Source organism: Arthrobacter sp. (assembly GCF_031179385.1).
GTDB lineage: Bacteria > Actinomycetota > Actinomycetes > Actinomycetales > Micrococcaceae > Arthrobacter_D.
The window spans coordinates 1-25,915 of sequence record NZ_JAPSHV010000032.1 but is presented as its reverse complement, the minus strand read 5'-3'; the positions used below and the strand labels follow the sequence as shown (position 1 = coordinate 25,915).

Sequence of the window (25,915 nt, the reverse complement as noted above, 5' to 3'; positions counted from 1 at the left end):
ATCACCCGCGAGTACATCCAGCACCCCGGTGCCGTGGCGATCCTCGCGATGGACAGTGAAGAACGGGTCCTGCTGCTCCGTCAGTACCGTCACCCGGTGCGGATGGACCTGTGGGAGATCCCTGCCGGGCTGCTTGACGTCGACGGGGAGGACTTCGTAGACGCTGCGGCGCGTGAGCTTGCGGAGGAAGCCGATGTCGCGGCCGGCACCTGGCACGTCCTGACGGATCTCTTCCTCTCGCCAGGGTCCTCGAGCGAAGCGCTCCGCATTTACCTTGCCCAGAACATCACCGAGGTGCCTCACGCGGAGCGGCATACCCGCACCCATGAGGAAGCCGAGATCGAGTTCGCCTGGGTGCCGCTGCAGGACGCCGTGCAGGCTGTGCTCGAAGGGCGTATCCATAGTCCTTCCGCTGCGGCCGCTGTGCTCGCTGCCGCGGCGGCCAGACAGTCCGGTTATCGTTCCCTCCGTCCCGCCGATGCTCCGTGGCCGGAACATCCCAGCCAGCACGGAACGTGGCCTCAGGGCCCTGTACTGCGGGACTGACCCATGGGCGAGGGCGGGCAGGCCACAGTGCAGGACGAGCTTTCCTCGACCGTTCCCGGACGGCTCATCAGCGAGTACCTCCAGCACATGCTCGTGGAGCGCGGCCTGTCTGCGAACACCCTCGCCGCCTACCGCCGCGACCTGCTGAGGTACCACCGTTTCCTCGTCTCCCACGGCGTGGACTCGATGGCTGCAGTTACCCGCCAGCTGGTCTCTGCCTTCGCGCAGGGTTTGGCCACCGGAGAGGACGGACAGGCACCGCTGAGCCCGCGCTCGGCCGCGCGCACCGTGGTAGCTGTCCGCGGACTGCACCGCTTCCTCGCACTTGAAGGAACGACGACGGCGGACCCGGCCGAAGATGTTCATCCGCCTACCGCGGGACAGCGGCTGCCGAAAGCAATTTCCGTTGAAGAGGTGACGCGGATCCTCGAAGCCGTTGATACATCCACTCCGGCCGGACTTCGGGACCGCGCGTTGTTGGAGTTCCTCTACTCGACCGGAGCCCGTATCAGCGAGGCCGTGGGCCTGGACGTCGACGACGTGTCCGTGGATGCAGCGCTGGACGGTCCCGCCGTCGTCCGTCTCTTCGGTAAGGGGTCGAAGGAACGGCTGGTTCCGTTAGGCTCCTACGCGGCGCGGGCAATCGATTCCTACCTCGTGCGTGCCCGTCCCGCGCTAGCAGCGAACGCATCCGAGCGGACCAGTGCGCCGGCCCTGTTCCTGAACCTCCGCGGCGGCCGCCTGAGCAGGCAGAGCGCGTGGACCATCCTTCGGGCTGCCGCCGAACGCGCCAAGGTATCCGGCGAGGTCTCACCCCATACCCTCCGCCATTCCTTCGCGACGCACCTGCTGCAGGGCGGGGCGGATGTCCGGGTGGTGCAGGAGCTTCTCGGCCATGCCTCGGTGACCACTACCCAGGTGTACACCCTCGTCACAGCTGACACACTGCGGGAAATCTATGCCGCAGCGCACCCGCGCGCCCTTTAATGGGTAGTTAGTCGGCAATTGGTAGTTATTCGGCGCCGCCTGTAACCCCATCCGGGATGCCGGAAACAAGAGGGGTATGGACAGGACACATACACCAGGGGGGACAGTGTTGCAGCGATACGACGACGTGTTCGCGGCGCTACACAGGGAACACCGCGACCGCGTGTTTTCCTTCATTCACCGCCGAGTCAGTAGCCGGGAAGCATCCGAGGAACTCACCAACGATGTATTCCGCATCGCCTGGCAGCGGAATCCGGACGCTGCTGACGTGACGCCGGCGTGGCTGCTCACCGTGGCCCGCAACGTTATCGGCAATGAATACCGTCGTCGTGAACGCGCAGAGCACCTCATGCAGCGGGTTCGGGACTCGGTCGTCATAGCCGCCCGCGCCGGCAACGGTGCGCAACAGCAGGCGGTTGCCGATTCGTTGTTGCGACTGCGGGAGAAAGAGCGCGAGATTCTTCTGCTGGCCTACTGGGACGACCTGTCCATTACTGAGATCAGTGAGGTGCTCGGCTGCAGCGCCTCAGCTGCCAAAGTTCGACTGCACCGGGCTCGCGCCGCGTTTGCAGAGATGATGCCTGCCGCTGTGATGGCAGAGGAAGGTGCCTGAGATGGACCGCATAGAGAACCTGATCCGGGGCCTTGACCCCGTGCGCGCCGAACGTGAGTCCGAGGATTCACCAACAGAAATCATTGCTTTCCCGGCTGATGCTGGCGACCGAAAGTCCGAACTCACCATGAACACTGAAACTATCCGCAGCGAATACAGGACCGGAATCGATCCGGAGCAGGAGAATGACGCCTTCAGCGACGACCGCCCCGTTGTTGTGCCGATGCGTCGCCGCCGTCGGATGGCGGCTTTTGTAACAGGCGCTGCCGCAGCGGCAGCCGTAGCCGGCGCGGTCGTCGTGGGTGGTTCCCTCGGTACGGAGGCGCCGCCACCGGCAGCAACCACTGACCCGACGCCGACGGTCCAGCCTACGCCGACCGCAGAGCCCTCCCAGGAAGCAACGGTGGATCCATCGCCTGCTCCGGAACCGACGGTCGATCCGACCGGTGAACCCGGCGCCGAACCGACAGGAGTGCCGACCGGACCGCCAGCGGATGAGGGGTGCCGGGTAGAGGACGTCGACCGCGTCACGGACCAGGGGAGCGACTTCATGGGTATGACGCCGTTCGCCGCCGATCCCGGGCACTACGACGTTGTCGGGTGCACCGCTGACTGGATGGCTATGGAAGTGACCGATGAGGGTTTCGAAGCCAACCCGCAGGACGGCGGCAATACCTGGTTCTACATCGCCCATCGTGTTGATGGACAGTGGCTGGTGGAGCTCGCCAATCACAGCACCATCGTGAACTGGGACTTCCTCCCCGTGCCGGAGGGAAGCACTCCCCAGGAAGCCATGGATCAGCAGTTCATCCAGGTAGGGCTTCCAGTAGAGCTGCGGCCGGAACTGGTCGGAGAGGGTCCTGCCGGAAACTGACACTCGATCACTGTGACAGTCCTGCTCCTGTGCACCGCTGAGGTGCGCGGGAGCAGGACTTCGCTCCGCCGAATGACCTTTGCACATTCCGTGTGCCGGAAGGAAACGGTGCCGTGGAAAAATGGGGGAGATGAGCGATGCCCCATCAAACGACTCCGGAGATCGTGACCCAGCAGGGGGTCTTACCGCCGCAGAGATTCTCGCCCGGCGTCTGGATCGGCCGATGGGGGTTCTCGGTCTTGTTTTCCTCTTCGTTGTCCTTGGCCAGCTTCTGGCCACCGATCGGGGTCTTGTCCTGGCGCTCACCGTTGCCGGATGGGTGTTCTGGGCGGTCTTCGTTGCCGAATTCCTGCTTCGTGCTTACATTGCGCGGTTCAGCTCGGCTTTTTGGAGAAAGAACTGGTGGCAGGTCATCTTCCTGCTTATGCCGTTTCTCCGTTTTGTGCGGGCACTCCAGGCTGTCCGCCTTCTGCGCCTTGCCAGAGTGGCCCGCGTCGGCGGAATTCTCTCCGCAGGTGTACGCGGCTCGCGGTCGGCGGGGAGGCTGCTCTCAAGCAGAATCGGCTGGATGGCCGCAGTCACCGCCGTCGTGATCCTTGCAACCAGCCAGCTGCTCTACGCAACAGGCACGCACTCGGCGTACGGCGACGCCCTTTATGAGACGGCCATGGCGACCATCACCGGCAGCGGCATCACGCCGAACAGTGCGTTCGCCCGCATAGTGCAGGTGCTTCTCGCCGTCTATTCGATCGGCGTCTTCGCTACGCTAGCCGGCTCTTTAGGTGCCTTTTTCCTGCGAGAGGATGATCGTCGGCGATCCTAGCGGACCGGTTCAACTCCCTCTGCACTCCGAGACTAAACTTGATTCTCATGACCCCACGCAGAGTCGCGCTGTGCTTCCTGTTCCGGCAGACAACTGCCGGCCGTGAAGTCCTGCTGGGGATGAAGCGCTCCGGTTTCGGCACTGGTCGAATCGTGGCCCTCGGCGGCGGAATCGAACCCGGAGAATCCGCCGGAGAAGCCGCTGCGCGCGAAGTCCACGAGGAGTCCGGCGTCGTCGTGAAGGTCGCAGATCTCGTGGAACTGGGCCCGGTCCGGTGGCGTTTTCCGGTCAAGCCTGTTTTGGATATGGACGCCGTAGTCTTCACCACCGAGCGGTTTTCCGGACACCCCGCCGTCACGGATGAAATCGACCCCTGCTGGTACCCGGTCGAGCAGGTGCCGTGGGACGGCATGTGGGACGACGCAAAGCACTGGCTCGGCCACGTGCTCCGCAGCCAGCCGCTGAATGTGACCGTGACACTCAATCCGGATAATGAGACGGTGGCGACCGCCGACTTCGATTAGCCGGCAGGAGGGCGGGGAGAACCGTCGACTGCCGCCGCAATGATCTCGCCCAACTCCTTCGGCCGGGTGAACTGCGGCCAGTGTCCGGTGGGCAGGTCGACGTACTCAACGTCCTTCATCCGCCCGAGCTCCGCGACGTAGGGATGCCCCTGCGCCACCCATTCCTGCAACTGCGCAGAAGGAAACTCACAGGCGATGACGGTGGCCGGAACGTCGTAGCGGCGTTCGTCGGACAAGTGCTGTGGATCGCAGGCGACGCCGCGGGGCTGGGGAACTGCGCGGCGCCGGAAGTCGGCGCGCAGCTCGTCGTTCAGGTCGACGAGATCCTCATCATCAAAGACCTCCCACGGTGGCAGCGGTATGTCATCGCCATCCGAGGGCAGCTCATCATTGATCACGCCGTCCTCGCCGAGAGGACCGCTGTCCACGTAAATGGCCCTGACAATGCGTTCCGGACGCGCGTCCGCCACGCCGTGGATGATGGCTCCTCCACCGGAATGACCCACGAGCACCACAGGATCGGCGATGGCATCCACCACCGATACGACGGCGTCGATGTGGCTACGCAGGCCGATCCCCTCCCGCGGAGCATCCACCGCTTCCAAGCCGGGAAGGGTCAGCGGGTGTACGCGGTGTCCGGCAGCCGTAAGCGGCGGGGTCACCTCAGACCAGGAGGAAGCGTCCAACCAGAAACCGGGAACCAGAATGATGTCCATGTCCGGAAACCCTACCGGGAGCGTCCGTTTACAAGAACGGATTCTCCTAGATTGAGGACAGCCACTGTCCGCGGGCTAGGAGAGGTGTCTTTCGTCCGCGCCGTTGTAGGCGGCCAGCGGCCGGATCAGAGAGTTCGCTGCGCGCTGCTCCATGACGTGTGCGGTCCACCCAGCAATGCGGGCGGCAATGAACAGGGGCGTAAACATTTCGGTATCGAACCCCATGAGGTGGTAGGTAGGACCCGCTGGATAGTCGAGGTTGGGCTTGATGCCCTTCGCCTCCTGCATCGCCGTCTCCAGCCCGTCATACAGACCGAGGATCTCCGGACGCCCATAGTGCTTGACCATCGCATCGAGGGCCGCCTTCATGGTGGGAACCCGTGAATCACCGTTCTTGTAGACACGGTGACCGAATCCCATCACCTTCTTCTTCTGAGCGAGGGCTTCTTCCATCCAGGCCCTGGCTCGGGCAGTCGCGTCCTCCAGGGACTCATCCGCCTGAATGCCGATTTCCTCGAAGGTGTGCATGACGGCTTCATTCGCTCCGCCGTGGAGTGGTCCCTTCAGCGCGCCGATGGCTCCGGTGACCGCCGAATGAAGGTCGGCGAGGGTGGACGTGATCACTCGTGCGGTGAACGTTGAGGCATTGAATGAGTGTTCGGCGTAGAGGATCATCGACGTGTTGAAGGCCTCAACAACCTCAGGTGCTGCCTCCTCACCGAAGGTCATCCAGAGGAAATTGGAGGAGTAATCCAGGTCTTCGCGTGCTTCCACCGGTTCGAGCCCGCGGCGGCGGCGCTGGTCATAAGCAACGACGGCGGGAAACGCCGCCAGCAGCTCCGTCGCCTTCTCCAGTTCGGCTTCCGGCGAGGAGTCTTCCGCCTTGGGGTGGTTGGCGCCGATCACGGAGACAGCCGTACGGCCGACATCCATCGGGTGGCAGCTGAGCGGCAGCAGATCGATGGCGGCCTTCACATTATCGGCCAATGCACGCGAGGGGCGCCCCTGCTGGCGGAACTGCTGCGCCTCAGCTTCGGTGGGGAGTTCACCGTGCCAGAGGAGCCAGGCGACGTCTTCGAATTTCAGGGCACCTGCAAGCTCCTGGACCGGGTACCCGCGGTACAGCAGCGAGTTGGTCTCCGGATTGACCTTCGAGATTGCGGTGGTGTCCGCAGTGACTCCGGCGAGGCCCTTGTAGATCTGGGGTTCGGTCATGCGTTGACTCCTTTGTCTATGGTGTCCGGCGCGTGCCGGGGTGTCTCACTGTCCGCCGGGCACCTGGAAGTTGAACACTGAGGTGTCGAATCGGTTGTACGCTTCGTAATCGACGAGCTCGTAGAGCCGTGCGCGGGTCTGCATGGAGCCAACGGCGGCCCCCTGGGTGCCGTCGGCCTTGATCGTCTCCAGCGTACGCTCCGCCGCGCCCATCGCACTACGGAGCAGCGTCACCGGATAGATCACCATGTTCACTCCCACTGATTCAAGGTCGGCAGTAGTGAAGAGCTCGCTCTTCCCGAACTCGGTCATGTTCGCCAGGATCGGCACATCGACCGCCCGGCGAATGGCCTCGAATTCCGTGAGGTCCCGCATCGCCTCGGGGAAGATGGCGTCTGCCCCGGCGTCGACCAGCGCTTTTGCCCGGTCCTGCGCGGCAGTGAGGGTGTCGGTGCCGCGAATGTCCGTTCGGGCCATGATGAGGAAGTTGCCATCACGCCGTGCGTCGGCAGCTGCCCGGATGCGCTTGACGGCGGTGTCTTCGTCAACAACGTTCTTGCCGTCGAGATGACCGCACCGTTTCGGGTTGTACTGGTCCTCAATGTGGCAACCTGCCAGGCCGGCGTTTTCCAGCTCCTGGACCGTCCTGGCAACGTTCATCGGCTCGCCGAAACCGGTGTCAGCGTCCACCAGCGCGGGGAGGTCGGTCATGCGGGCGATCTGGCCGGCCCGGGTGGTGACTTCCGTGAGGGTCGTCAAACCGATATCCGGCAGACCGAGGTCGTTCGCCAGGACCGCGCCGGAGATGTAGACGCCGTCGAACTCCTTGTCTTCGATCAGCCGCGCGGACAGCGGATTGAAGGCCCCGGGAAATTGCTGGAGACGGCCGCTTGCCAGTCCGGCCCGCAGGACCTTCCGCTTCTGCTCGGGCGTTACGGAGGAGTACAGCATCTAGAACAGTCCTTTCGGTGATCCTGCTGCCAGGAGGTCGACGGCGGCGGCCAGGTTCAGCTGGTCGAGCTCGTCGGGCGTGAGCTCGGGCAGGCGCTGTACCGCGTCGAGGAACCGGTCAAGCTCAGCGTCCTTCACCACGCCGGCGGAGAGCGTACGTAGCTTTCCGATGTACTGCTCACGTGTGAAGGGGCGTGCTCCGAGCGGATGTGCATCGGCGACGGCGATCTCATCGATGATGACGGTGCCGTCGGCCAGGGTGATCTCGACCCGTCCACCGAAGGCTTTCTCGCTGATGTCCAGTGAATGGTAGCGCCGGGTCCACTCCGGGTCCTCCACGGTGGTGACCTTGTGCCACAGCTGAACGGTGTCAGCGCGGGAGGCCCTTTCCGGGGCGTACGAATCGACGTGATGCCAGCGGCCGTCCTGCAGCGCAACCGTGAAGATGTACGGAATTGAGTGGTCAAGCGTCTCGCGGGACGCGGCAGGATCATATTTCTGGGGGTCGTTCGCTCCGGAGCCGATCACGTAGTGCGTGTGGTGCGATGTATGGATCCGGATGGATTCAACCCGCGCCGGATCGGTGACCTCCGGATGGGCAGCGTTCAGCCGGCGCGCGAGGTCGATCCAGGCCTGGGCCTGGTACTCGGCAGAATGTTCCTTGGTGTAGGTGTCCAGGATCGCCCGCTTCGGTTCGCCGGCGGCGGGCAGCGGAACCTCATACCTGGCGTCGGGGCCGTCCAGCAACCAGGCGATCACGCCGTCCTCGCCCTCATAGATCGGAGTCGGGGAGGTCTGCCCCCGCATGGCCCGGTCCACGGCTTCGACGGCCATCTTGCCTGCGAACGCCGGGGCATGCGCCTTCCACGTCGAGATCTCGCCCTTGCGGGACTGGCGGGTTGCCGTCGTCGTGTGCAGGGCCTGGCCTACGGCCTGGAAGATGGTCTCCGCGTCGAGCCCCAGCAGTGTACCGATGCCGGCCGCCGCGGACGGGCCCAGATGCGCGACATGGTCGATCTTGTGCTTGTGCAGGCAGATTGCCTTGACCAGGTCCACCTGGATCTCGTATCCAGTGGCGATGCCGCGGAGCAGGTCGGCTCCCGAGGCGCCGGTGTGCTGGGCTACTGCGAGTATCGGCGGGATGTTGTCTCCCGGGTGGGAGTAGTCGGCGGCGAGGAAGGTGTCATGGTAGTCGAGCTCACGGACTGCAACGCCGTTTGCCCAGGCAGCCCATTCGGGCGAACTCTTCGCACCGATTCCGAAGAGGGTGGCGCCGCGTCCGTTGACTGAGACCGGGTGGCTCAGCGCCTGCGCCCGCGCGGCGACGATCGGTGCACGGGACAGCGAGGCGATGGCGACTGAGGCGTTGTCGATGATCCGGTTGATCACCATGTCGGCGACGTCGTCGTCGACCCCGACCGGATCCGTGGCAACCTCGGCGATCTTCCAGGCAAGTTGACCGCTTCGGGGGAGGTTTTCCTCGCTGCGGTGCACGCGGACGGGATGAATCTCAACCATGATGGGCTTCCTCTCGGGTGGCGGTGATGTGTGCTCGTGCAGCGAGCAGATACTGCAGGCTGTTGTGGAGGTGGACTTTGGTGGAGGCAACGGCGAGGTCGCCGTTGGCCTGCGTGATTGATCTGGCGATCTGTGCGTGTTCGGCTGCGGAGGCCGTCAGGCGTGCAACGTCATCCTGCGCCAGCCTGCGTACGCGGCTCAGGTGCGTGCGGAGCTGCTTCTGAGCCTGGAGGAGATAAGGATTCGCCGCGGCGGCGTCAATGGCGGCGTCCAGTTCGGCGACCAGTTCGTAGTACCGGCGCTGTCCGGTGTCCGGGCTCCGGATGAGCGACGACGCCGATTCGAACCGCAGGGTCAAGCCTTCGAACAACTCCCGGTCCCCGTGAGCAGCCGCGAGGGCAGCGGCCGTGCAGTCCAGCGGAATTCGGACGGCGAATAGCTCCGCAATTTTCTCCAGCGAGACTTCGCTGACGACGACGCCGCGTCCGGCGTGGGCTTCCGTCAGCCCTTCCGCCGTCAGCCGCGAGAGCGCCTCGCGGAGAGGTGTCCGTGAGACACCGAGCCGGGCAGACTGCTCAACTTCGGCGAGCACCGCACCGGGTGCAAGCCGCCAATCCATGATGTCGGAGCGCAACGCCTGGTAGGCGCGGTCACTTGCCCGCATCTGCCTGCTCCTTCGCTCGTCGCACTTGTTCCAATGTATACAACGCAGTGGGCAGGATCAACGGAGGCGTGCGAGAGAGGGATTTTTCTCCCGGTTCTGTATACAGACAAACGACGGCGGCACCGTCCGGGCGGTGCCGCCGTCGTCGTCAGGTGATGGTCCTTTCAGGCCTCCTGCGGGTACTTCTCCTGCACCGCCGCCCAGTCGCCGGTCTGGGCGATCGGGTCCATCCAGAGGACTTCCCACGAATGGCCGTCCGGGTCGGCGAAGGTACGCGAACGCATGAAGCCGTAGTCCTGCGGCTTGCCCTCCACGGCACCCGCGCCGATCGCCCGGTCGACCAAACCGTCGATTTCCTCGGGGGTATCTACGCTGATGGCATTGAGAACGGCGGAGGTGTTTGAGGTGTCGGCGATCTGCTTGTCGGTGAACTGCTGGTAATGCTCGTGCGTCAGGATCATGACATAGATGGTGTCGCTGATGACGATGCAGCCGGCGTTGTCGTCGCTGAAGGCCGGGTTCAGGCTCCAGCCCAGGCTGGTGTAGAACTCCTTCGACTTCGGAAGGTCCTTCACGGGGAGGTTGATGAAGACGCTGGTGGTCATGGTGCTCACTCCTTGATGAGGGTTTCGGCGGCGTGAATGCTCGCTTACCCAGTAGACGGCGGCGACGTCGGGAAATCATCGGTTCCGAAGAAAACTTCCGCCGAACTTCGTGTTGTCCCGGCTCCCGCCGATACGCTGAAGGGCATGCAGCCAGCAATGGAGACGGGACAGGTAGGTCTTTCCTCAGGAACGTCAGTCCAGGACCTCGAAAGCTACCGCAGGGAACTGACCGGCTACTGCTATCGGATGCTGGGATCCGGCTCCGAAGCGGAAGATGCCGTGCAGGAGACCATGATCAAGGCATGGAACAACCGCAACGACTTTAACGGGCGCTCCTCCACCCGGACGTGGCTCTACAAGATCGCCCACAACGTCTGCATCGACATGCTGCGCAGCCCGCAGCGGCGTGCCCGGCCGATGGAGTTAGGTCCGGCGACTCCCACGTCGGAAGCGGTGCTCGGAGCGCCGCTGCCCGAAAGCGCGTTCGTCCAACCCATCGCCGACAGCAAGGTCATTGATCTCAACGCCGACCCCGCCGACGTCGCCCTGGCCAAGGAGTCAGTCCGGCTCGCCTTTGTGGCAGCGTTGCAGCACCTGCCGCCGCTGCAACGGTCGGTGCTGATCCTCTGTGAGGTGCTCGCCTGGAAGGCCAGCGAGGCGGCCGATCTACTGGAACAGACGGTAGCCGCCGTCAACAGCGCCCTGCAGCGCGCGCGGAAGACTCTCGCTGCGCGCCGGGGGCCGGCGTTGATGTCCACCATGGACAGCAAACACACCGTGCTGCTTGAGCAGTACGTGGAAGCCTTCGAGACGTACAACATCGATCGGCTGGTGTCCCTGCTGCGGGATGATGCCGTGCTGTCGATGCCGCCGTTCAACCTCTGGCTCAGTGGCCCGGAGGATTGCGCGGCGTGGTTCCTGGGCAAGGGAATAGTGTGCAAGGACAGCCGCCTTATCCCCGTGACGGTGAATGGAACCGCAGGGTTCGGCGCGTATCACCCTGTGGAACCTGGTCTGTGGGAGCCGTTTGCTATTCAGGTCATCGAGGCGGCAGATGGCCGCATCGTGGGCCACCACAACTTCCTGTATCCGGAACTGTTCCCGGCGTTCGGGCTTCCGGACAGGGTTGACGAGCGTTAGCCCCTAGCGGGCCCAGCTGTACTCCAGTTCAGGCCGTCCGCGCGTTCCATAGCGCGGCATTCGACGCGCCGACCCATTGTCGGCCAGGTGCTCGAGATACCGCCGTGCTGTCACCCGGGACAATTCCAGCGACGATGCCACCTCCACCGCGGAAACCGGGGCGCTCGCCGTCGACAGGAAGGAAACGACGGCGCGCAGAGTCTCCTCGGATAATCCCTTGGGCAGGCTTCCCTGCGACGGCGGACGCAGGGCCGCGAGGGCATTGTCGACTTCTGACTGCGTGGTGGACGAAGCCTGCGCCTGCAGGTTCTCCCGGAACTGCCTGTAGTTGCCCAGCTTCTCGCTGAATGCCGAATAGGTGAACGGCTTGATCAGGTACTGCACAATTCCTGATGAGATGGCAGACCGGACCACTCCAAGCTCACGTACGGCCGTAATCGCGATGATGTCCACGGTGCTGCCTGAGCCGCGGATCCGACGGATGATGTCAAGGCCATGCAGGTCCGGAAGGTTCATATCGAGCAGCACCAGATCGATGGTCTCGGCGCCTGCGTCTGACTGCCTGCGGACCATGGCGAGGGCATCGGAGCCGGTACCTGCAGTACCGACGAGCTCAAACCCCTCAAGACGGCGGACGTACAGGGCATGCGCTTCGGCTGCAATGGGGTCATCCTCCACCACCAGCACCCGGATGGGGTGGCTCGAGATGCTGCTACCCATTCGGCAGTTCTCCATGCGTCCTCAGCTGGGCCGGCTGCTCATTCGGCCTGCCCGGCAAGGGGGAGGCGCCCGCCGGGAGAAGGACAGTGAAACATGCGCCGCCGTCGTTCAAGACGGTGATGGTTCCGCCTAACCGGTGCACGGCCTGGCGTACCAGGGCCAGGCCCAGTCCGCGGGTTCCGGCCGCTCCCTTCGAAGTGGAGCCGAGCGTGAAGACATTACCGAGTTGTGCATCGTCCAGGCCCGGTCCGCTGTCGCTGACCTCGATGACGATAGTGTCGGCGTCTTCACCGGCAGTGTGGATGGACAGGGAGACGGACCTGTCATCCGAAGCTGCGGCGGCGTCGAACGCGTTGTCCAGCAGGTTGCCGACGATCGTGACCAGATCCCTGGGGTCCATTCCGCGGGTTTCCAGTGTCTCAGGTACGTCGATTGACAGCTGCAGTCCGCGTTCATTGGCCTGCGCAGCCTTACCGACCAGCAGTGCGGTGATGAAGGGTTCGTCAATGGCCGCAACCACCTCATCGGTGAGTTGCTGGGACTGCTGAAGGTCTCGGGTCGCGAACTCAAGGGCGTCCGACCGCCGGTCGAGTTCAATCAGGGACACGATGGTGTGCAGCCGGTTGGCGTGCTCGTGGGTCTGGGCGCGCAGTGCTTCGGTCAACGTGCGCATGGTCTGGACTTCATCCGAGAGAGCCTCAAGTTCGGTGTGGTCGCGGATCGTGGTCACCGTTCCCAGCGGCTTCGTTCCGGACGCTGGGATGGCCGGTTCCTGGTTGACTACCAGCACACGATCGTCAGTGACATGGATCTCATCCATTGCCCTGCGTCCGCTCATCAACAACTCCTGTATCGAGGGGGAGAGGCCGACGTCGGAGGCCGGCTTCGGTTCGCCCGGAACCGAGGAGGGCAGGTTCAATAGCGCTGCGGCCTGATCGTTGTAGAGTACGAGGTCCCCGCGGAGGTTGGTCAGTACCAGTCCGTCCCGGACTGAATGCAACACAGAGTCGTAGAACACGAACATCCGGGAGAGCTGCTCGGTGCCGAGGCCGAGGGTTGCCCTGCGCAGATGACGGCTGAGCAGCAGGGAGACAATGGTGCCGGCCGTCAGGGCGCCGGCGGCAATGAGCCAGACGAGGGGGAGCTGCGCGTTGCGCGCGATGGAGACCGTATCCACGGTGACGCCGGCAGAAACGAGCGCGGTGACGTCGTCGTCCTCTGCTCGTATCGGAACGATTGCCCTGACCGAGGGTCCGAGAGTACCGGTAAATACCTCTGTATGCGGGTTACCGGCAAGCGCCTGGTCGACGGACCCGATGTAGCGTCCACCGATCTCGCTGATGTTGCGGTGGGTATACCTGGTCCTGTCGGTATCCATGATGGTGATGAAATCGACTCCGAGATCATTCATCACTTCCGCTGCATAAGGCTGCAGCAGGTCGGACGGTTTCGGAGCCTGCACCGCCTCCAGTACATAGGGATCATTCGCGAAGGTCGTTGCAACCGCGAGCATGCGCTGGGAAGCTGCGTCAAACGTGCTGTCTTCGGCATCGAGGTAAAGCACCCACGAGATGGTGGTCGTCAGGGCGAGGACGAAGACGAGCTGCCCGATGAAGAACTGCCGGGCCAAACTCCAGTTCCTCATGCGTCTTCCACTCCTTTCGCCTGCGGCTCCCGTCCTGGATTTGCGGACGGCTCAGCTTGGGTTGCATGGGCCGGCGAACAGTATGAACGCAATGGTGACCCAAATCACTGTATCGCCCACGATGAATAGGAACCGGCCAATGGGCCGCCTACCAGCATAAGGAGTAACAGCATGGCGAAGATGCCTGCACAGTCTGCCGCTTCGGTCGACAAGCCCCGCAAGAGGGTGGATAAGACCCACACCCTCTACATTGCGGTCATCGCCGCCGTCATCCTCGGCGCCATCCTGGGTCTCGTCGCGCCGGAGGTGGCCAAGTCGATGAAGCCCATCGGCACTGCCTTCATCGGCCTGATCAAGATGATGATCGCACCGATCATCTTCTGCACCATCGTGCTCGGTATCGGATCCATCGCCAAGGCCGCCACGGTCGGCAAGGTCGGCGGACTTGCACTCGGCTACTTCATGCTGATGTCCACCTTTGCGCTCGCCATCGGCCTGGTGGTCGGCAACATCATCCAGCCCGGTGAAGGCCTGGATATTTCAGGTGCCAGCTATGAGACCGATGACACGAAGTCGGAAGGCACCGTCGACTTCCTGCTCGGCATCATCCCGGACACCCTGTTGTCCTCACTCACCGGAACCAGCATCCTGCAGACTCTCTTCGTCGCCCTGCTCGTCGGCTTCGCGCTGCAGAAAATGGGAACCGCCGGCAAGCCGGTCCTCCGCGGCATCGGCCACATCCAGGCCCTCGTGTTCCGCATCCTCATTATGGTCATGTGGCTCGCTCCGATCGGAGCATTCGGTGCCATCGCCGCCGTCGTCGGTGAAACCGGCGTCCAGGCCATCGTCAGCATGTTCACCCTGATGGCCGCGTTCTACGTCACCTGCATCATCTTCATCGTGGTCATCCTCGGTGGGCTGCTCAAGATGGTCACCGGCATCAACATCTTCAAGCTGATGAAGTACCTGGCCCGCGAGTACCTGCTGATCTTCTCGACGTCATCCTCGGAAGCAGCGCTTCCGCGCCTCATCGCCAAGATGGAGCACCTCGGCGTCTCCAAGCCGGTAGTCGGCGTCACGGTTCCCACCGGCTACTCCTTCAACCTCGACGGCACCGCGATCTACCTCACCATGGCCTCGCTCTTCGTGGCCTCCGCACTGGGTACCCCGCTGGCCCTGGGCGAGCAGATCTCGCTCCTGATCTTCATGATCATCGCTTCAAAGGGCGCTGCCGGCGTCACAGGCGCCGGCCTGGCAACCCTGGCAGGCGGCCTTCAATCACACCGCCCCGACCTCGTGGACGGCGTCGGCCTCATCGTCGGCATCGACCGCTTCATGTCGGAAGCACGCGCCCTGACCAACTTCACGGGCAACGCCGTTGCCACCCTGCTGATCGGTACCTGGACCAAGGAGATCGAGCGCGGTCAGGTGGACGAGGTACTCGCCGGCCGTCTGCCGTTCGACGAAGCGACCATGAGCGCCGGACACTTCGAGGACGATCACGCTGACACTGTCGAAGACGGCGCCGAGACCAGGACCGACATTGCGGAGGGCCACCTCGCCGGACGCGACGGAGACAAGGTAGCAGCCACCCGCTGACCTTCCCGGCACGAGTCGACACATCCATGACTTGGCAGGACACACCCCTGATGCACCATCAAGAGGGGAGTGTCCTGCCAAGTCATTCTGCGGGGTAGAACCCTCAACGTTGAAGCTCAGGTTGAGACTAAAGGCTCGCGGTTCGGCCACCGGGTATTTCCACTGATCAACCGAACACCGGTTGTAACGTGGTGAAGCAAGCGAGCAGTACCAGTTACTGGACAAGCACTAGACGGAAGCGTGGATAGATACGTGAGTAGCGAACAGGGTTCCACAACTCTGAAGGACGCAACCGACTCAGAGATTGGCCCCACCGGACGTCCGGTCACAGAATTCCCCGAACCACCGGTCCTGGCCTCCCACGGGCCGGCCCGTGTCATCGCCATGGTGAACCAGAAGGGCGGCGTCGGCAAGACCACGTCGACTATCAACCTTGGCGCTGCGCTCGCCGAAGCAGGCCGCCGCGTCCTCCTCGTGGACTTTGACCCCCAGGGCGCGCTCTCTGCAGGGCTGGGCACCAACCCGCACGAGCTTGATGTCACCGTCTACAACGTCCTGATGGACCGCAAGGTCAACATTGAAGACGCCATCCAGCACACCGGCGTCGAGAACATCGACCTTCTGCCCGCGAACATCGACCTGTCGGCCGCTGAAGTGCAGCTTGTCAACGAAGTGGCCCGCGAGCAGGTCCTGGACCGCGCACTGCGGAAGGTCGAGGATAACTATGACGTCATTCTCATTGACTGCCAGCCCTCGCTCGGCCTCCTGACAGTGAATGCGCTGACCGCTGCCCACGGCGTCATCATCCCGCTGATCTGTGAGTTCTTCGCCCTGCGTGCCGTTGCGCTGCTGGTCGAGACCATCGAGAAAGTCCAGGACCGCCTGAACCCGCGCCTGCAGGTGGACGGCGTCCTGGCGACCATGTATGACGCCCGGACCCTTCACAGCCGTGAAGTGATCGCGCGCCTCGTTGAGGCATTCGGTGACAAGGTCTTCGAGACGGTGATCAAGCGCACCATCAAATTCGCCGACGCCACAGTTGCCGCCGAGCCGATCACCACCTACGCCGGCAATCACTCCGGAGCGGACGCGTACCGCAACCTCGCCCGGGAACTGATTTCCCGCGGCGGCGCACCGTAGTCCGCTCCTCCGCCCGATGGCGCAGGACGCTTACGACGACGGCGGCGCCCCAGCCGCGCTGCCTGGAACGGAGAAGGCAGGGCGGTTCGAAGTCCGGCTCGAGAACTTCAACGGTCCGTTCGATCTGCTGCTGAGCCTTATCTCCAAACATGAGTTGAACATCACGGAGATCGCCCTCGCGAAGGTCACCGACGAGTTCATTGGTTACATCCGTGCCTTCAGCGCGGCCGGGGACAGCTTCTCCCTCGACGAAGCCAGTGAATTCCTGGTGATAGCCGCAACGCTCCTTGATCTCAAAGCGGCACGGCTGCTGCCCTCGGGCGAAGTTGAGGATGAGGAGGACATCGCGCTGCTTGAAGCGCGGGATCTCCTGTTCGCGCGGCTCCTGCAGTACAAGGCCTTCAAAGAGATTGCCCGCCAACTCGGAACGCGTCTGGCCGAGGAGGCCGCCCGCTTCCCGCGGCAGGTGGCTCTGGAGCCTCAGTTCGCAGCGATGATGCCTGAACTGACGTGGCGGATGTCGCCGTCGGACTTTGCGGCAGTGGCAGCGAAGGCGTTGGAGCCCCGGGAACCGGCCCCGACGGAAGTCGGGATAGGCCACCTGCATGCACCGGCCGTCAGCGTCCGCGAGCAGGCAGACATCATCGGGCGGCGGCTGCAGGAACAGGGCGTGCTGTCGTTTCGACAGCTCACCGACGACGCGGACTCCCTTCTTGTCGTTGTGGCCCGGTTCCTCGCCCTGCTCGAGATGTTCCGCGACATGGTGATCACCATGGATCAGGCGGCGCCGCTGGGAGAGCTGACAGTCCGTTGGTCCGCCGGTGAACGTGAGTGGTCAGCGGTGAGCATCAGCGAGGAATACGACAGGGACGATCAGGATCAAGCTGTCCTGCCCGTTGCAGAAGAAGACGCTGAAGGAGGAGACCGTGAGCGAGCACACTGAGAAACCCCCCGGAGACGCTGCAGCGGCGGAAGAACCGCAGGGTCCGGACGTCGACTCACTTCCTGGGGGAGTGCCTGCGGCGGTGGAAGCCGTGCTCCTCGTCGTCGAGGAACCGGTGACCGATCTGGAGCTGGCTACCGCCTTGCAGGTCCCCGTGGATAAGGTGCGGGAAGCGCTCGCGGAACTGAAGGACGAGTATGACGGCTATACTGGTCAGGGCCCGGATACCGGTCCAACCCGGCGTCGGGGTATCGAGCTCCGAAATGTCGCCGGCGGGTGGCGGTTCTACACACGGAGCGAGTTCGCGGCCGTCGTCGGACGGTTTGTCCTTGACGGTCAAAGCGCCCGGCTTTCCCAGGCCGCGCTGGAGACTCTCGCAGTCATCGCTTACCGGCAGCCGGTTGCACGCTCGCGGGTCTCAGCGATCCGCGGAGTGAACGTTGACTCGGTGGTTCGCACCCTTGTTCAACGCGGACTCATCTCCGACGTGGCCACCGATCCCGAGACCGGAGCGGTGCTCTACGGAACTACACCGCTTTTTCTGGAAAGATTGGGTATTGGCACCGTTGCCGACCTGCCCAAGCTTTCTCCGCACCTGCCCGGACTGGAAAACCTCCAGGACTTCGACGACACCACGTACTGATGTACAACAGCTAAGGATTTTCAATGACACAGGCGCCTCGCTCCGGATCCGGAAGGAACCGCGCCGGCCGTAACCCTGCCTCTGACCCTGCGGGAAAGACAGGCAGAGACGCCGGTGCCGGAAAGCCTTCGCGTGCCGGAAAGGGTACCGCCGGCGCCAAGGGTGCCGCTGGTGCAGGCAAGGGGGGTGCGCCCAAGGCAGCGCGGAGCGGTCAGAAGGGCGCATCCGCCGGTGCTGCACCCTTCGGCAAGGAACGGTTCGGCCGCAACCTTGGCGCCGTGCACCGTCCGCGGCGTCCCAAGGCTCCGCCGGTTGACCGCCTCGACGTGCACGATCCCGATGGTGTCCGTCTGCAGAAGGTCATGGCCTCGGCCGGCGTCGCATCGCGCCGCGTGTGCGAGGACATGATCCGGGACGGCCGTGTTGAGGTCGACGGCAGCATCGTGACGGACCTGGGAGTCCGCGTGGACGCGTCGAGCGCTGTGATCCATGTCGACGGCATCCGTCTGCAGCTGAACGAGACCATGGTCTACTACGCATTCAACAAGCCCAAGGGTGTTGTCTCCACCATGGAGGACCCGGAGGGCCGACCATGCATCAGCGACTACCTGAAAAACCGCAAGGGTGAGCGTCTCTTCCACATCGGTCGTCTGGACGCCGCCACTGAAGGCCTGCTGCTGCTGACCAACGACGGCGAGCTGACCAACCGCCTCACGCACCCTTCCTTCGAGGTTCCCAAAACCTACCTGGTGCAGGTCCGCGGACCCATGGCGCACGGCATCGGCGCACAGATGAAGCAGGGCATCGAGCTGGAGGACGGTATCGCGAAGGTAGACTCGTTCCGCCTGGTCGATTCCACCCCCGGGCACGTACTCGTCGAGGTCGTGCTCCACTCCGGCCGCAACCGCGTGGTCCGTCGCTTGTTCGACGCCGTCGGCCACCCGGTCGAGCGTCTGGTTCGTACGCAGTTCGGTCCTATCCGTGTAGGCGATCAGCGCCAGGGAAGCATCCGCGTTCTCGGCCGTCAGGAAGTCGGGCACCTCCTGGCCGCCGTGGAGATGTAGCCGATGACCGTGACAAACGGCGGCACACACCTGTCCGGGCCTGTGCTGGTCATCGGCACAGGTTTGCTCGGCGCCAGCATCGGGCTTGGTCTGCGCGCGCGGGGGATCGACGTCGTGCTCTCCGACATCTCGCCGTCCACGCAAGCTGTTGCACAGGACATCGGCGCCGGCCGTCCGCTCGACCCGGCCGATTCGACGTTTTCGCCGCAGCTTGTAGTGGTCGCCGCGCCGCCGGACGTAACCGGCGCGCTGGTCTCTGAGGCTCTGGCAGCCTACCCGGCCGCCGTCGTCGTCGACATCGCAAGCGTCAAGGACGCAGTGCTGAAATCAGTAGCAGAAACAGTCGACGACGCCGCCCTCCCGCGCTACGTAGGCACCCATCCCATGGCGGGGCGGGAGAAGTCGGGGCCGGTAGCTGCCCGCGCCGAGCTGTTCACCTCCATGCCATGGGTGATCTGCGCTTCTCCGCTGAGCGACCCGGAGGCGGTGCGCATCGCCGAGGCGCTGGCGATCGACCTCGGCGCGGTCGTCTCCCGCATGTCCGCGGAGGAACATGACCAGTCAGTAGCGGTCATCTCGCACCTGCCCCAGGTGCTGTCGTCGCTGCTGGCGAGCCGGCTGCAGGACACCCCCGCCCATGCCCTTTCGCTGGCCGGAAACGGCCTGCGGGACGTGACCCGGATTGCCGCCAGCGATCCCCGGTTGTGGGTGCAGATCCTGTCCGCCAACGCGAGCCGCCTGGTGGACATCCTGTATGGAGTGCGTGAAGACCTCAACCGGCTGATCGGCACTCTTGAGAACCCGCTGGGTGACGGCGCACGGCTGGACATGGCGCAGCTGATGGCCGAGGGCAACATCGGGCAGGCGCGCATCCCCGGGAAGCACGGCACGCCGCCGGAAGCGTTCGCCAGGCTCACCGTGCTGGTGGATGACATTCCGGGGCAGATTGCCCGGCTGCTCACCGAGATCGGGGACACCGGCATCAACCTTGAGGACCTGAGGCTGGAACATTCGCCCGAGCGGCAGGTGGGGTTGGCTGAGATATCCGTGCTGCCCGGCAAGCGGCACGAGCTGACTGAGTTCCTCACCAACCGCGGATGGAAGGTAGTTCAGTGACCGCATCTCTCGCCCACTTCCGACTGGGGAAGTCCCTGGTCGTGGCCATCGACGGGCCGTCCGGTTCGGGTAAGTCCAGCGTCAGTCGGGAGACTGCCCGCCAGCTTCATGCGGCGTACCTGGACACCGGAGCCATGTACCGCGCGGTGACCCTGCATTGCCTCGAGAAGGGCGTGGACCTGTCCGACGCCGGTGCAGTGGAGCGTGCCTCGCGCGAGCTGGACCTGTCCATCAGCACCCGCCCGGACACCGAATCGGTGCTGATCAGCGGGATTGACGTCACCGACGCAATCCGGGAACCGCGTGTCACGCAGGCCGTCAGCGCGGTCGCCACAACCCTTGGAGCCCGAAGCGAGCTCATCCGCCGGCAGCGGCAGATCATCTCTGACTCGCACCACCGCATTGTGGCCGAGGGCAGGGACATCACCACCGTCGTCGCGCCCGACGCCGAGGTGCGCATCCTCCTGACCGCAAGCGAGGAAGCACGGCTGCGGCGGCGCGGGGACCAGCTCGGCGGTAGCCAGACTGCGGAGCAGCTCAAGCAGCAGGTCCTGGCACGCGATGCCAAGGACTCGTCCGTGGTCAATTTTCAGCAGGCCGCCAACGGCGTAGTAACCGTTGACTCGTCGGACCTGGATTTCGAGCAGACAGTGACGGCGGTGCTCGACGTAGTTCGCACCGTCGCCCACCAATAAAACGAAGGATCGCGAATATGAGCGAAAACCAGACCGGACTTGAGGAAGAGTACGAGCCCACGGGCGAAGACTCCGTAGCCGAGCACATCCATGCCCTGGATGACGCTGAGGCTGAGCGCCGCGCAGCGTCGCTGCGCGCCGGTCTGGAGGACTATGAACTGGACGAGGAGGACGCCGCCCTCCTGGCGCAGGAGTTGGGAGATTACGACGACGACGCCCCGGTCCGGCTCGATCCGGTCCTCGCAATCGTCGGTCGGCCGAACGTGGGCAAGTCCACGCTGGTGAACCGCATCCTGGGGCGTCGCGAGGCTGTCGTAGAGGATACCCCGGGCGTCACCCGTGACCGCGTCATGTACTCGGCAACCTGGAACGGCACCAACTTCACGCTTGTCGACACCGGTGGTTGGGAGCACGACGCCCGCGGCATCCATGCGCGCGTTGCCGACCAGGCCGAGGCCGCCGTCGATCTGGCGGATGCTGTGCTGCTGGTCGTGGACGCAACTGTTGGCGCGACAGCTACCGATGAAGCCGTGGTGCGGATGCTGCGGCGCAAGAAGAAGCCCGTGATCCTTGTGGCGAACAAGGTCGACGACATCCAGAACGAAGCAGACGCCGCTGCGCTGTGGGCACTTGGTCTCGGTGAGCCGATGCCGGTCTCGGCACTGCACGGCCGCGGTACGGCGGACATGCTGGACAAAGCCGTTGAGATCATGCCCGAGTTCTCTGAGCACGGCGGGCTGGAGCGCTCAGGCGGTCCGCGCCGCGTCGCGCTGATTGGCCGCCCGAACGTCGGCAAGTCGTCGCTGCTGAACAAGCTGGCTGGGTCCGAGCGTGTCGTCGTCGACCCGCTGGCCGGCACCACCCGCGACCCCGTCGACGAGATGATCGAGCTCGGTGGACGGGTGTGGCGCTTCGTCGACACGGCCGGCATCCGCCGTCGCGTGCACATGCAGCAGGGCGCGGACTTCTACGCTTCGCTGCGGACCCAGTCCGCGCTGGAGAAGGCGGAGGTCGCCGTCGTCCTCCTTGCTGTTGACGAGGTGCTGAGCGAGCAGGATGTGCGCATTCTGAACCTCGCGATTGAATCCGGTCGCGCGCTGGTTCTCGCTTTCAACAAGTGGGACCTGCTCGACGACGAACGCCGTCGTTACCTGGAACGGGAAATCGAGCAGGACCTGGCGCACGTCGAGTGGGCACCCCGCGTGAACATCTCGGCGAAGACCGGCTGGCACAAGGACCGTCTGGTGCCCGCTCTTGACCGTGCGCTGGAGTCTTGGGACAAGCGCATTCCGACGGGCAAGCTGAACGCCTTCCTCGGAGAACTCGTTGCCGCGCATCCCCACCCGGTACGCGGAGGTAAGCAGCCTCGCATCCTCTTCGGCACACAGGCTTCCTCCCGTCCCCCGCGCTTTGTTCTCTTCACCACGGGGTTCCTCGATCCGGGGTACCGCCGGTTCATCACCCGCCGTCTGCGGGAGACGTTCGGGTTTGAAGGAACACCCATTGAGGTCAGCATGCGCGTTCGCGAGAAGCGCGGCCGTAAGAAGTAGACGTCTGAGGACCTATCCGGGGAGCGTCGGTTCGTCTGTCGGGGCAACGATAGGATAGGATTCTTCAGGTGGTTCGGACGGATGTCCGCGCCGATCGGGATGTGGCGCAGCTTGGTAGCGCACTTGACTGGGGGTCAAGGGGTCGCAGGTTCAAATCCTGTCATCCCGACAGATAACGCTTGGCGGAACCAATGGTTCCACCAAGCGTTTTGTCGTTTCAGGAGTTGGGAACTACGGCGTGGGGGCAGGAGACTCCAGTGCCAGGGGCAGAAGCTCCTGGGATGCCTCAGCGCGGGTAAGCCAATGAAGCAGCACCCGGTGGAAGAGCTCCGGGTCCTCAGCGCTCCAGACATGATGCATGCGGGGTGCCAGACGGGCAGCTGCGCCTGGTGCGCAGTCGGTGATGCGGGTGAGGGAGTCCCTGACGAGTTTGGGCTCACGTTCGCCGGCAACGGCGAGGATAGGGAAGCTGGCCCTGCTGAGTCCTGCGATGTCGGTGTCAGATAGGCCGTCGTAGACCTGGGTCATCATGCGCAGAGCTGACGAACGGTCTATGCCTGTGCCGGTGACGACGAACTGTGCCACTGAGTCCCCGGGCAGTCGAAAGGCCCTGGCAAGGCCGTTCCAGTAGAGCGGTGACCCCCACAGCCGAACCTGCCCCAGGCCCAAGGCTCGCGTGATGCCCTTGACACCATTGATGGCGGCACCGCTGACGAAAGTACTTTTCGCCAGCTCCGGATACCGTGCCGTGAACAGAACGCCGAGAACACCGCCCAAGGACAACCCGACGACGTGTGCCCGACCGCCATGTGCTCGTTCGGTGACGACTTCAGCCAGGGCATCCACAACCTCCTCGAGCGTTGTCCAGGGCAGAAGGTTTGAGGCACCGAAACCCGGAAGATCCGGCACAAGACTGTGGTGCTGCGGAAGTGCGAGCGCTTGTTCATGCCACATCCAGCCCGCCACGTTCCCGCCGTGGAGGAACAGGACACTCTCTTCTGAATCCCGGGCGTATTCAGCGACGTGCATCAGAGTGCCTCCTCCAATTCATCAAGCCATGAGAGCTCGGTCTTGATGTGCTGTATGCCGTTGTTGAGGGTGGCAGCGCGCAATCGATCCGCTAGCGATGCGCGGGATGTTTCGACTGCGGTCAGTGACTGCAACTGTTGGTGTGCTGCCGTGCGCCGCGCGCCGATGAGTGCGCGGATCAGCTCAGGGTCCTGCTCACTCCCTGCGAAGAAGATTCGCGCAAGGAACGGTTCACGCGAGGGTTCCTCGGGGATGGGGGAGCGTAACCACCGGGAAAGCTCCTCGCGCCCGGCCTGGGTGAGCCGGTGCTCCTTTCGATCGGGGCGACCCTCCTGTGCAACAACACTGACGTGAACGAGCCCGTCGGAACTCAGCTTCGATAGCGTCCGGTAGATCTGCGCCTGGTCAGCGTTCCAGAAATGCCCGACTGAGCCGTCGAAGGCCTTTTTGAGGTCATAGCCGGTCATCGGTCGCACGTCCAACAGACCGAGAATCGAGTGCATAAGAGACATGTCATATATATGATCACGCAGATATTGATGTGGCAAGCGTCAGCACATCACATGGTTTCCTCGAAAGAGGGCAGCTCGTGAGAAATTGGATGTATGGATACGCCCCCTCGTCCCAGCCGGCCGCCGCGCCCGCAACTTGTCTTCGATGTCCTCGCCACCGCGTGGGTGACACCGCATATGGTCCGGGTGACGCTGGGCGGACCGGCCTTTGACGAATTTCAGCCGAAGGATGTGACGGACAGCTACGTGAAGCTGTTGTTCGCTAAGCCGGAGCTGGGTCTTACACCGCCGTACGATCTCGCCGGCCTCCGGGAGCAGCTTCCGCCCGAGGATGTTCCGGTCACCCGCACCTACACCGTTCGTCGCATCAACCCCGCGGATCGGACCATTGACGTCGACTTCGTAGTTCATGGCGATGAGGGTCTTGCCGGTCCCTGGGCAGCAAGGGCGAAGCCGGGAGATCAGATCGCGTTGATGGGGCCCGGCGGAGCCTACGATCCGGACACTACAGCCGACTGGCACCTGCTTGTGGGGGATGAGTCGGCGACGCCGGCGATAGCAGCGACCCTCGAGGCGCTACCGGAGGACGCGGCCGGCGTCGTCTTTCTGGAATGCGGCAGCTCTGAGGACATGATCGAGCTGGTCACACCGCGCGGGGTGGAGGTCGTGTGGGTACGCCGGGACGCGCGGGACGATGCGACGAAGTTCCTGCTCGCCAACGCAGTGTCCGCATACCCGTGGCCCGCTGGACGAGTGCAGGTTTTCGCGCACGGGGAACGCGAGTCGATGAAAGCCCTGCGGGATGTCTTCCTGAAAGAGCGCGGACTCCTTAAGGAACAGTTGTCGCTTTCCGGCTACTGGGCGGCAGGCCGGACGGAGGACAGGTTCCAGGCCGAGAAGCGTGAACCCATCGGTGTAATCCTCCCAGCGTGACGAACGACGACGGCGTGCCGCGCCGGCCGTGCACGCAGCCTTCCGGAGTATGTTGGACCCATGGCATCCGAGGCGACAGTCCTATCTGTTGAAGGTCCGCACGGCACGCGTGAAGTGCGAATTTCCAGTCCCAGCCGCGTCATGTGGCCCGCGCTAGGCCTGACGAAGCTCGACTTGGCGCAGTACCTGATAGACGTGGGCGATGCGTTCATCGCCGCGAACGGGGACCGCCCGCTGGCCCTTCAGCGTTTTGGTGACAACATCGACGGCGAACAGTTCTTCTCGAAGAACCCGCCTAAGGGTGCGCCGGACTACATCCGGTCGGTGAAGGTCGAATACCCAAGTGCGCGGTCCCACCCGCAGTTGGTCATCGATGAGCCAGCTGCGGCGGTCTGGGCGGCCCAGATGAATACGGTCGTGTTTCACCCGTGGCCATCAAGAGCTGACAATTCGGACAATCCGGATCAACTGCGCATCGATCTGGATCCGCAGCCCGGAACGGATTTCGACGACGCCGTGCCCGCAGCGATCGAGTTGCGGAAGGTGCTCGAAGAAGCGGGCCTTACCGCGTTCCTGAAAACCTCCGGAAACCGAGGGATCCACGTCTACGCTCCCATTGAGCCTGTACGCGAATTCCTCGACGTGCGGCATGCTGTTATTGCTGCCGCGCGTGAGCTGGAACGTCGGATGCCCGACAAGGTCACCACGTCCTGGTGGAAGGAGGAGCGTGGGGAGCGGGTATTCGTTGACTTCAACCAGGCGAACCGGGACCGGACTATAGCGGGTGCGTATAGTCCGAGGGCTTTGGCGCATGCACCGGTGTCCTGCCCCATCACCTGGGACGAGCTGGAGAGGGTGCATCCGAAGGACTTCACGATCCTGACGGTGCCCGAGAGGCTGAGGACAGTCGGCGACCCGTGGGCATCCTTCCATGAGAAACCCGGCACGATCGACATGCTGTTGGATTGGTGGCAGCGCGACCTGGATTCGGGGCTCGGCGAGTTGCCGTTCCCGCCCGACTACCCGAAGATGCCGGGGGAGCCGCCAAGGGTTCAGCCCAGTCGGGCGAAGAAGGACAAGTAGCCGGCTACTTGCAGCCCCAGGCGCTCGGGTTGTCAGCGCAGGTGCCGTCCACCAACCGGTTGTCGGA

General features: G+C 63.9%; 27 protein-coding genes and 1 tRNA gene. 18 read left to right on the top strand and 10 right to left on the bottom strand.

The genetic code is table 11. The annotated features are described in order from the left end of the window. The 6 genes from RIF85_RS06945 to RIF85_RS06920 form a co-directional block, all read left to right on the top strand. A partial coding sequence (locus tag RIF85_RS06945; protein ID WP_309071187.1) for an NUDIX hydrolase occupies positions 1–546 on the top strand: 546 nt, incomplete at its 5' end. A gap of 3 nt (positions 547–549) precedes the next feature. Then, a complete protein-coding gene (xerD, locus tag RIF85_RS06940) occupies positions 550–1,533 on the top strand; it encodes a site-specific tyrosine recombinase XerD (protein WP_309071186.1) in 984 nt (327 codons plus the stop codon). Between the two features lie 106 nt (positions 1,534–1,639). Then, positions 1,640–2,146, top strand: a complete 507-nt coding sequence (locus tag RIF85_RS06935) for a sigma-70 family RNA polymerase sigma factor (RefSeq protein ID WP_309071185.1) — start codon at positions 1,640–1,642, stop codon at positions 2,144–2,146. A gap of 1 nt (position 2,147) precedes the next feature. Continuing rightward, positions 2,148–3,020 carry a hypothetical protein gene (locus tag RIF85_RS06930; protein WP_309071184.1) on the top strand — a complete coding sequence of 291 codons (873 nt, stop codon included), beginning with the start codon at positions 2,148–2,150 and terminating at the stop codon, positions 3,018–3,020. 130 nt (positions 3,021–3,150) lie between these two features. Then, positions 3,151–3,843 (top strand): hypothetical protein, encoded by a 693-nt coding sequence (locus tag RIF85_RS06925; protein ID WP_309071183.1) that lies wholly within the window; start codon positions 3,151–3,153, stop codon positions 3,841–3,843. Positions 3,844–3,890: 47 nt separating this feature from the next. Beyond that, on the top strand, positions 3,891–4,367 hold the full coding sequence (locus tag RIF85_RS06920; protein WP_309071182.1) for an NUDIX domain-containing protein: 477 nt from the start codon (positions 3,891–3,893) through the stop codon (positions 4,365–4,367). On the opposite strand, the gene RIF85_RS06915 is transcribed toward RIF85_RS06920, so the two are convergent. The 6 genes from RIF85_RS06915 to RIF85_RS06890 all read right to left on the bottom strand — a co-directional run bounded on the left by RIF85_RS06915 (position 4,364) and on the right by RIF85_RS06890 (position 10,036). Beyond that, entirely contained in the window at positions 4,364–5,083 is a 720-nt protein-coding gene (locus RIF85_RS06915) for an alpha/beta hydrolase (RefSeq protein ID WP_309071181.1), read from the bottom strand. The two genes, RIF85_RS06920 and RIF85_RS06915, sit on opposite strands and share 4 nt — an antisense overlap. A gap of 75 nt (positions 5,084–5,158) precedes the next feature. Beyond that, entirely contained in the window at positions 5,159–6,298 is a 1,140-nt protein-coding gene (locus RIF85_RS06910) for a bifunctional 2-methylcitrate synthase/citrate synthase (protein ID WP_309071180.1), read from the bottom strand. A gap of 45 nt (positions 6,299–6,343) precedes the next feature. Then, positions 6,344–7,249 (bottom strand): methylisocitrate lyase, encoded by a 906-nt coding sequence (prpB, locus tag RIF85_RS06905; protein ID WP_309071179.1) that lies wholly within the window; start codon positions 7,247–7,249, stop codon positions 6,344–6,346. Continuing rightward, positions 7,250–8,767, bottom strand: a complete 1,518-nt coding sequence (locus RIF85_RS06900; protein WP_309071178.1) for an MmgE/PrpD family protein — start codon at positions 8,765–8,767, stop codon at positions 7,250–7,252. After that, positions 8,760–9,431: a GntR family transcriptional regulator gene (locus RIF85_RS06895; protein ID WP_309071177.1), complete on the bottom strand. Its 672-nt coding sequence runs from the start codon at positions 9,429–9,431 to the stop codon at positions 8,760–8,762. Before RIF85_RS06895 ends, RIF85_RS06900 begins: the two co-directional genes overlap by 8 nt. A gap of 164 nt (positions 9,432–9,595) precedes the next feature. Continuing rightward, entirely contained in the window at positions 9,596–10,036 is a 441-nt protein-coding gene (locus RIF85_RS06890; RefSeq protein ID WP_309071176.1) for a VOC family protein, read from the bottom strand. A 144-nt stretch (positions 10,037–10,180) separates the two neighbouring features. Here RIF85_RS06890 and RIF85_RS06885 point away from each other — a divergent pair, with 144 nt between their 5' ends. Continuing rightward, a complete protein-coding gene (locus RIF85_RS06885) occupies positions 10,181–11,176 on the top strand; it encodes a sigma-70 family RNA polymerase sigma factor (protein WP_309071175.1) in 996 nt (331 codons plus the stop codon). Between the two features lie 3 nt (positions 11,177–11,179). Here RIF85_RS06885 and RIF85_RS06880 read toward each other — a convergent pair whose 3' ends face one another. Both RIF85_RS06880 and RIF85_RS06875 read right to left on the bottom strand, forming a co-directional pair. After that, positions 11,180–11,896, bottom strand: coding sequence for a response regulator (locus RIF85_RS06880; protein ID WP_309071174.1), 717 nt, complete (start codon positions 11,894–11,896; stop codon positions 11,180–11,182). After that, the gene (locus tag RIF85_RS06875; RefSeq protein WP_309071173.1) at positions 11,889–13,541 is read right to left on the bottom strand and encodes a sensor histidine kinase; all 1,653 of its coding nucleotides are present in this window, start codon (positions 13,539–13,541) and stop codon (positions 11,889–11,891) included. The genes RIF85_RS06880 and RIF85_RS06875 overlap by 8 nt, the downstream gene beginning before the upstream one ends. Positions 13,542–13,712: 171 nt before the next feature. Between RIF85_RS06875 and RIF85_RS06870 the strand changes: the two genes are divergently transcribed. The 9 genes from RIF85_RS06870 (at position 13,713) to RIF85_RS06830 (ending at position 22,460) form a co-directional block, all read left to right on the top strand. After that, positions 13,713–15,140 carry a cation:dicarboxylate symporter family transporter gene (locus RIF85_RS06870; RefSeq protein ID WP_309071172.1) on the top strand — a complete coding sequence of 476 codons (1,428 nt, stop codon included), beginning with the start codon at positions 13,713–13,715 and terminating at the stop codon, positions 15,138–15,140. 252 nt (positions 15,141–15,392) lie between these two features. Further along, positions 15,393–16,280 (top strand): ParA family protein, encoded by an 888-nt coding sequence (locus RIF85_RS06865; RefSeq protein WP_204535418.1) that lies wholly within the window; start codon positions 15,393–15,395, stop codon positions 16,278–16,280. A gap of 16 nt (positions 16,281–16,296) precedes the next feature. Further along, positions 16,297–17,223: a ScpA family protein gene (locus RIF85_RS06860; RefSeq protein ID WP_309071171.1), complete on the top strand. Its 927-nt coding sequence runs from the start codon at positions 16,297–16,299 to the stop codon at positions 17,221–17,223. Continuing rightward, positions 17,207–17,866 (top strand): SMC-Scp complex subunit ScpB, encoded by a 660-nt coding sequence (gene scpB / locus RIF85_RS06855; RefSeq protein WP_375164832.1) that lies wholly within the window; start codon positions 17,207–17,209, stop codon positions 17,864–17,866. Before RIF85_RS06860 ends, scpB begins: the two co-directional genes overlap by 17 nt. Positions 17,867–17,889: 23 nt before the next feature. Further along, positions 17,890–18,930 carry a pseudouridine synthase gene (locus RIF85_RS06850; RefSeq protein ID WP_309071170.1) on the top strand — a complete coding sequence of 347 codons (1,041 nt, stop codon included), beginning with the start codon at positions 17,890–17,892 and terminating at the stop codon, positions 18,928–18,930. A 3-nt stretch (positions 18,931–18,933) separates the two neighbouring features. Next, positions 18,934–20,046 carry a prephenate dehydrogenase gene (locus tag RIF85_RS06845; RefSeq protein WP_309071169.1) on the top strand — a complete coding sequence of 371 codons (1,113 nt, stop codon included), beginning with the start codon at positions 18,934–18,936 and terminating at the stop codon, positions 20,044–20,046. Continuing rightward, on the top strand, positions 20,043–20,741 hold the full coding sequence (gene cmk, locus RIF85_RS06840; RefSeq protein WP_309071168.1) for a (d)CMP kinase: 699 nt from the start codon (positions 20,043–20,045) through the stop codon (positions 20,739–20,741). Before RIF85_RS06845 ends, cmk begins: the two co-directional genes overlap by 4 nt. Positions 20,742–20,758: 17 nt before the next feature. After that, complete coding sequence (der, locus tag RIF85_RS06835; RefSeq protein WP_309071167.1) at positions 20,759–22,291, top strand: ribosome biogenesis GTPase Der; 1,533 nt, start codon at positions 20,759–20,761, stop codon at positions 22,289–22,291. Between the two features lie 95 nt (positions 22,292–22,386). Beyond that, positions 22,387–22,460 (top strand) — tRNA-Pro (locus RIF85_RS06830). Between the two features lie 62 nt (positions 22,461–22,522). Here RIF85_RS06830 and RIF85_RS06825 read toward each other — a convergent pair. Together RIF85_RS06825 and RIF85_RS06820 are read right to left on the bottom strand one after the other, a co-directional pair. Then, entirely contained in the window at positions 22,523–23,320 is a 798-nt protein-coding gene (locus RIF85_RS06825; protein WP_309071166.1) for an alpha/beta fold hydrolase, read from the bottom strand. Beyond that, entirely contained in the window at positions 23,320–23,832 is a 513-nt protein-coding gene (locus RIF85_RS06820; protein ID WP_309071165.1) for a PadR family transcriptional regulator, read from the bottom strand. Before RIF85_RS06820 ends, RIF85_RS06825 begins: the two co-directional genes overlap by 1 nt. A gap of 93 nt (positions 23,833–23,925) precedes the next feature. Between RIF85_RS06820 and RIF85_RS06815 the strand changes: the two genes are divergently transcribed. Then, a complete protein-coding gene (locus tag RIF85_RS06815; protein ID WP_309071164.1) occupies positions 23,926–24,765 on the top strand; it encodes a siderophore-interacting protein in 840 nt (279 codons plus the stop codon). Positions 24,766–24,825: 60 nt separating this feature from the next. Then, the gene (ligD, locus tag RIF85_RS06810; RefSeq protein WP_309071163.1) at positions 24,826–25,848 is read left to right on the top strand and encodes a non-homologous end-joining DNA ligase; all 1,023 of its coding nucleotides are present in this window, start codon (positions 24,826–24,828) and stop codon (positions 25,846–25,848) included. Positions 25,849–25,915: the final 67 nt, after the last annotated feature.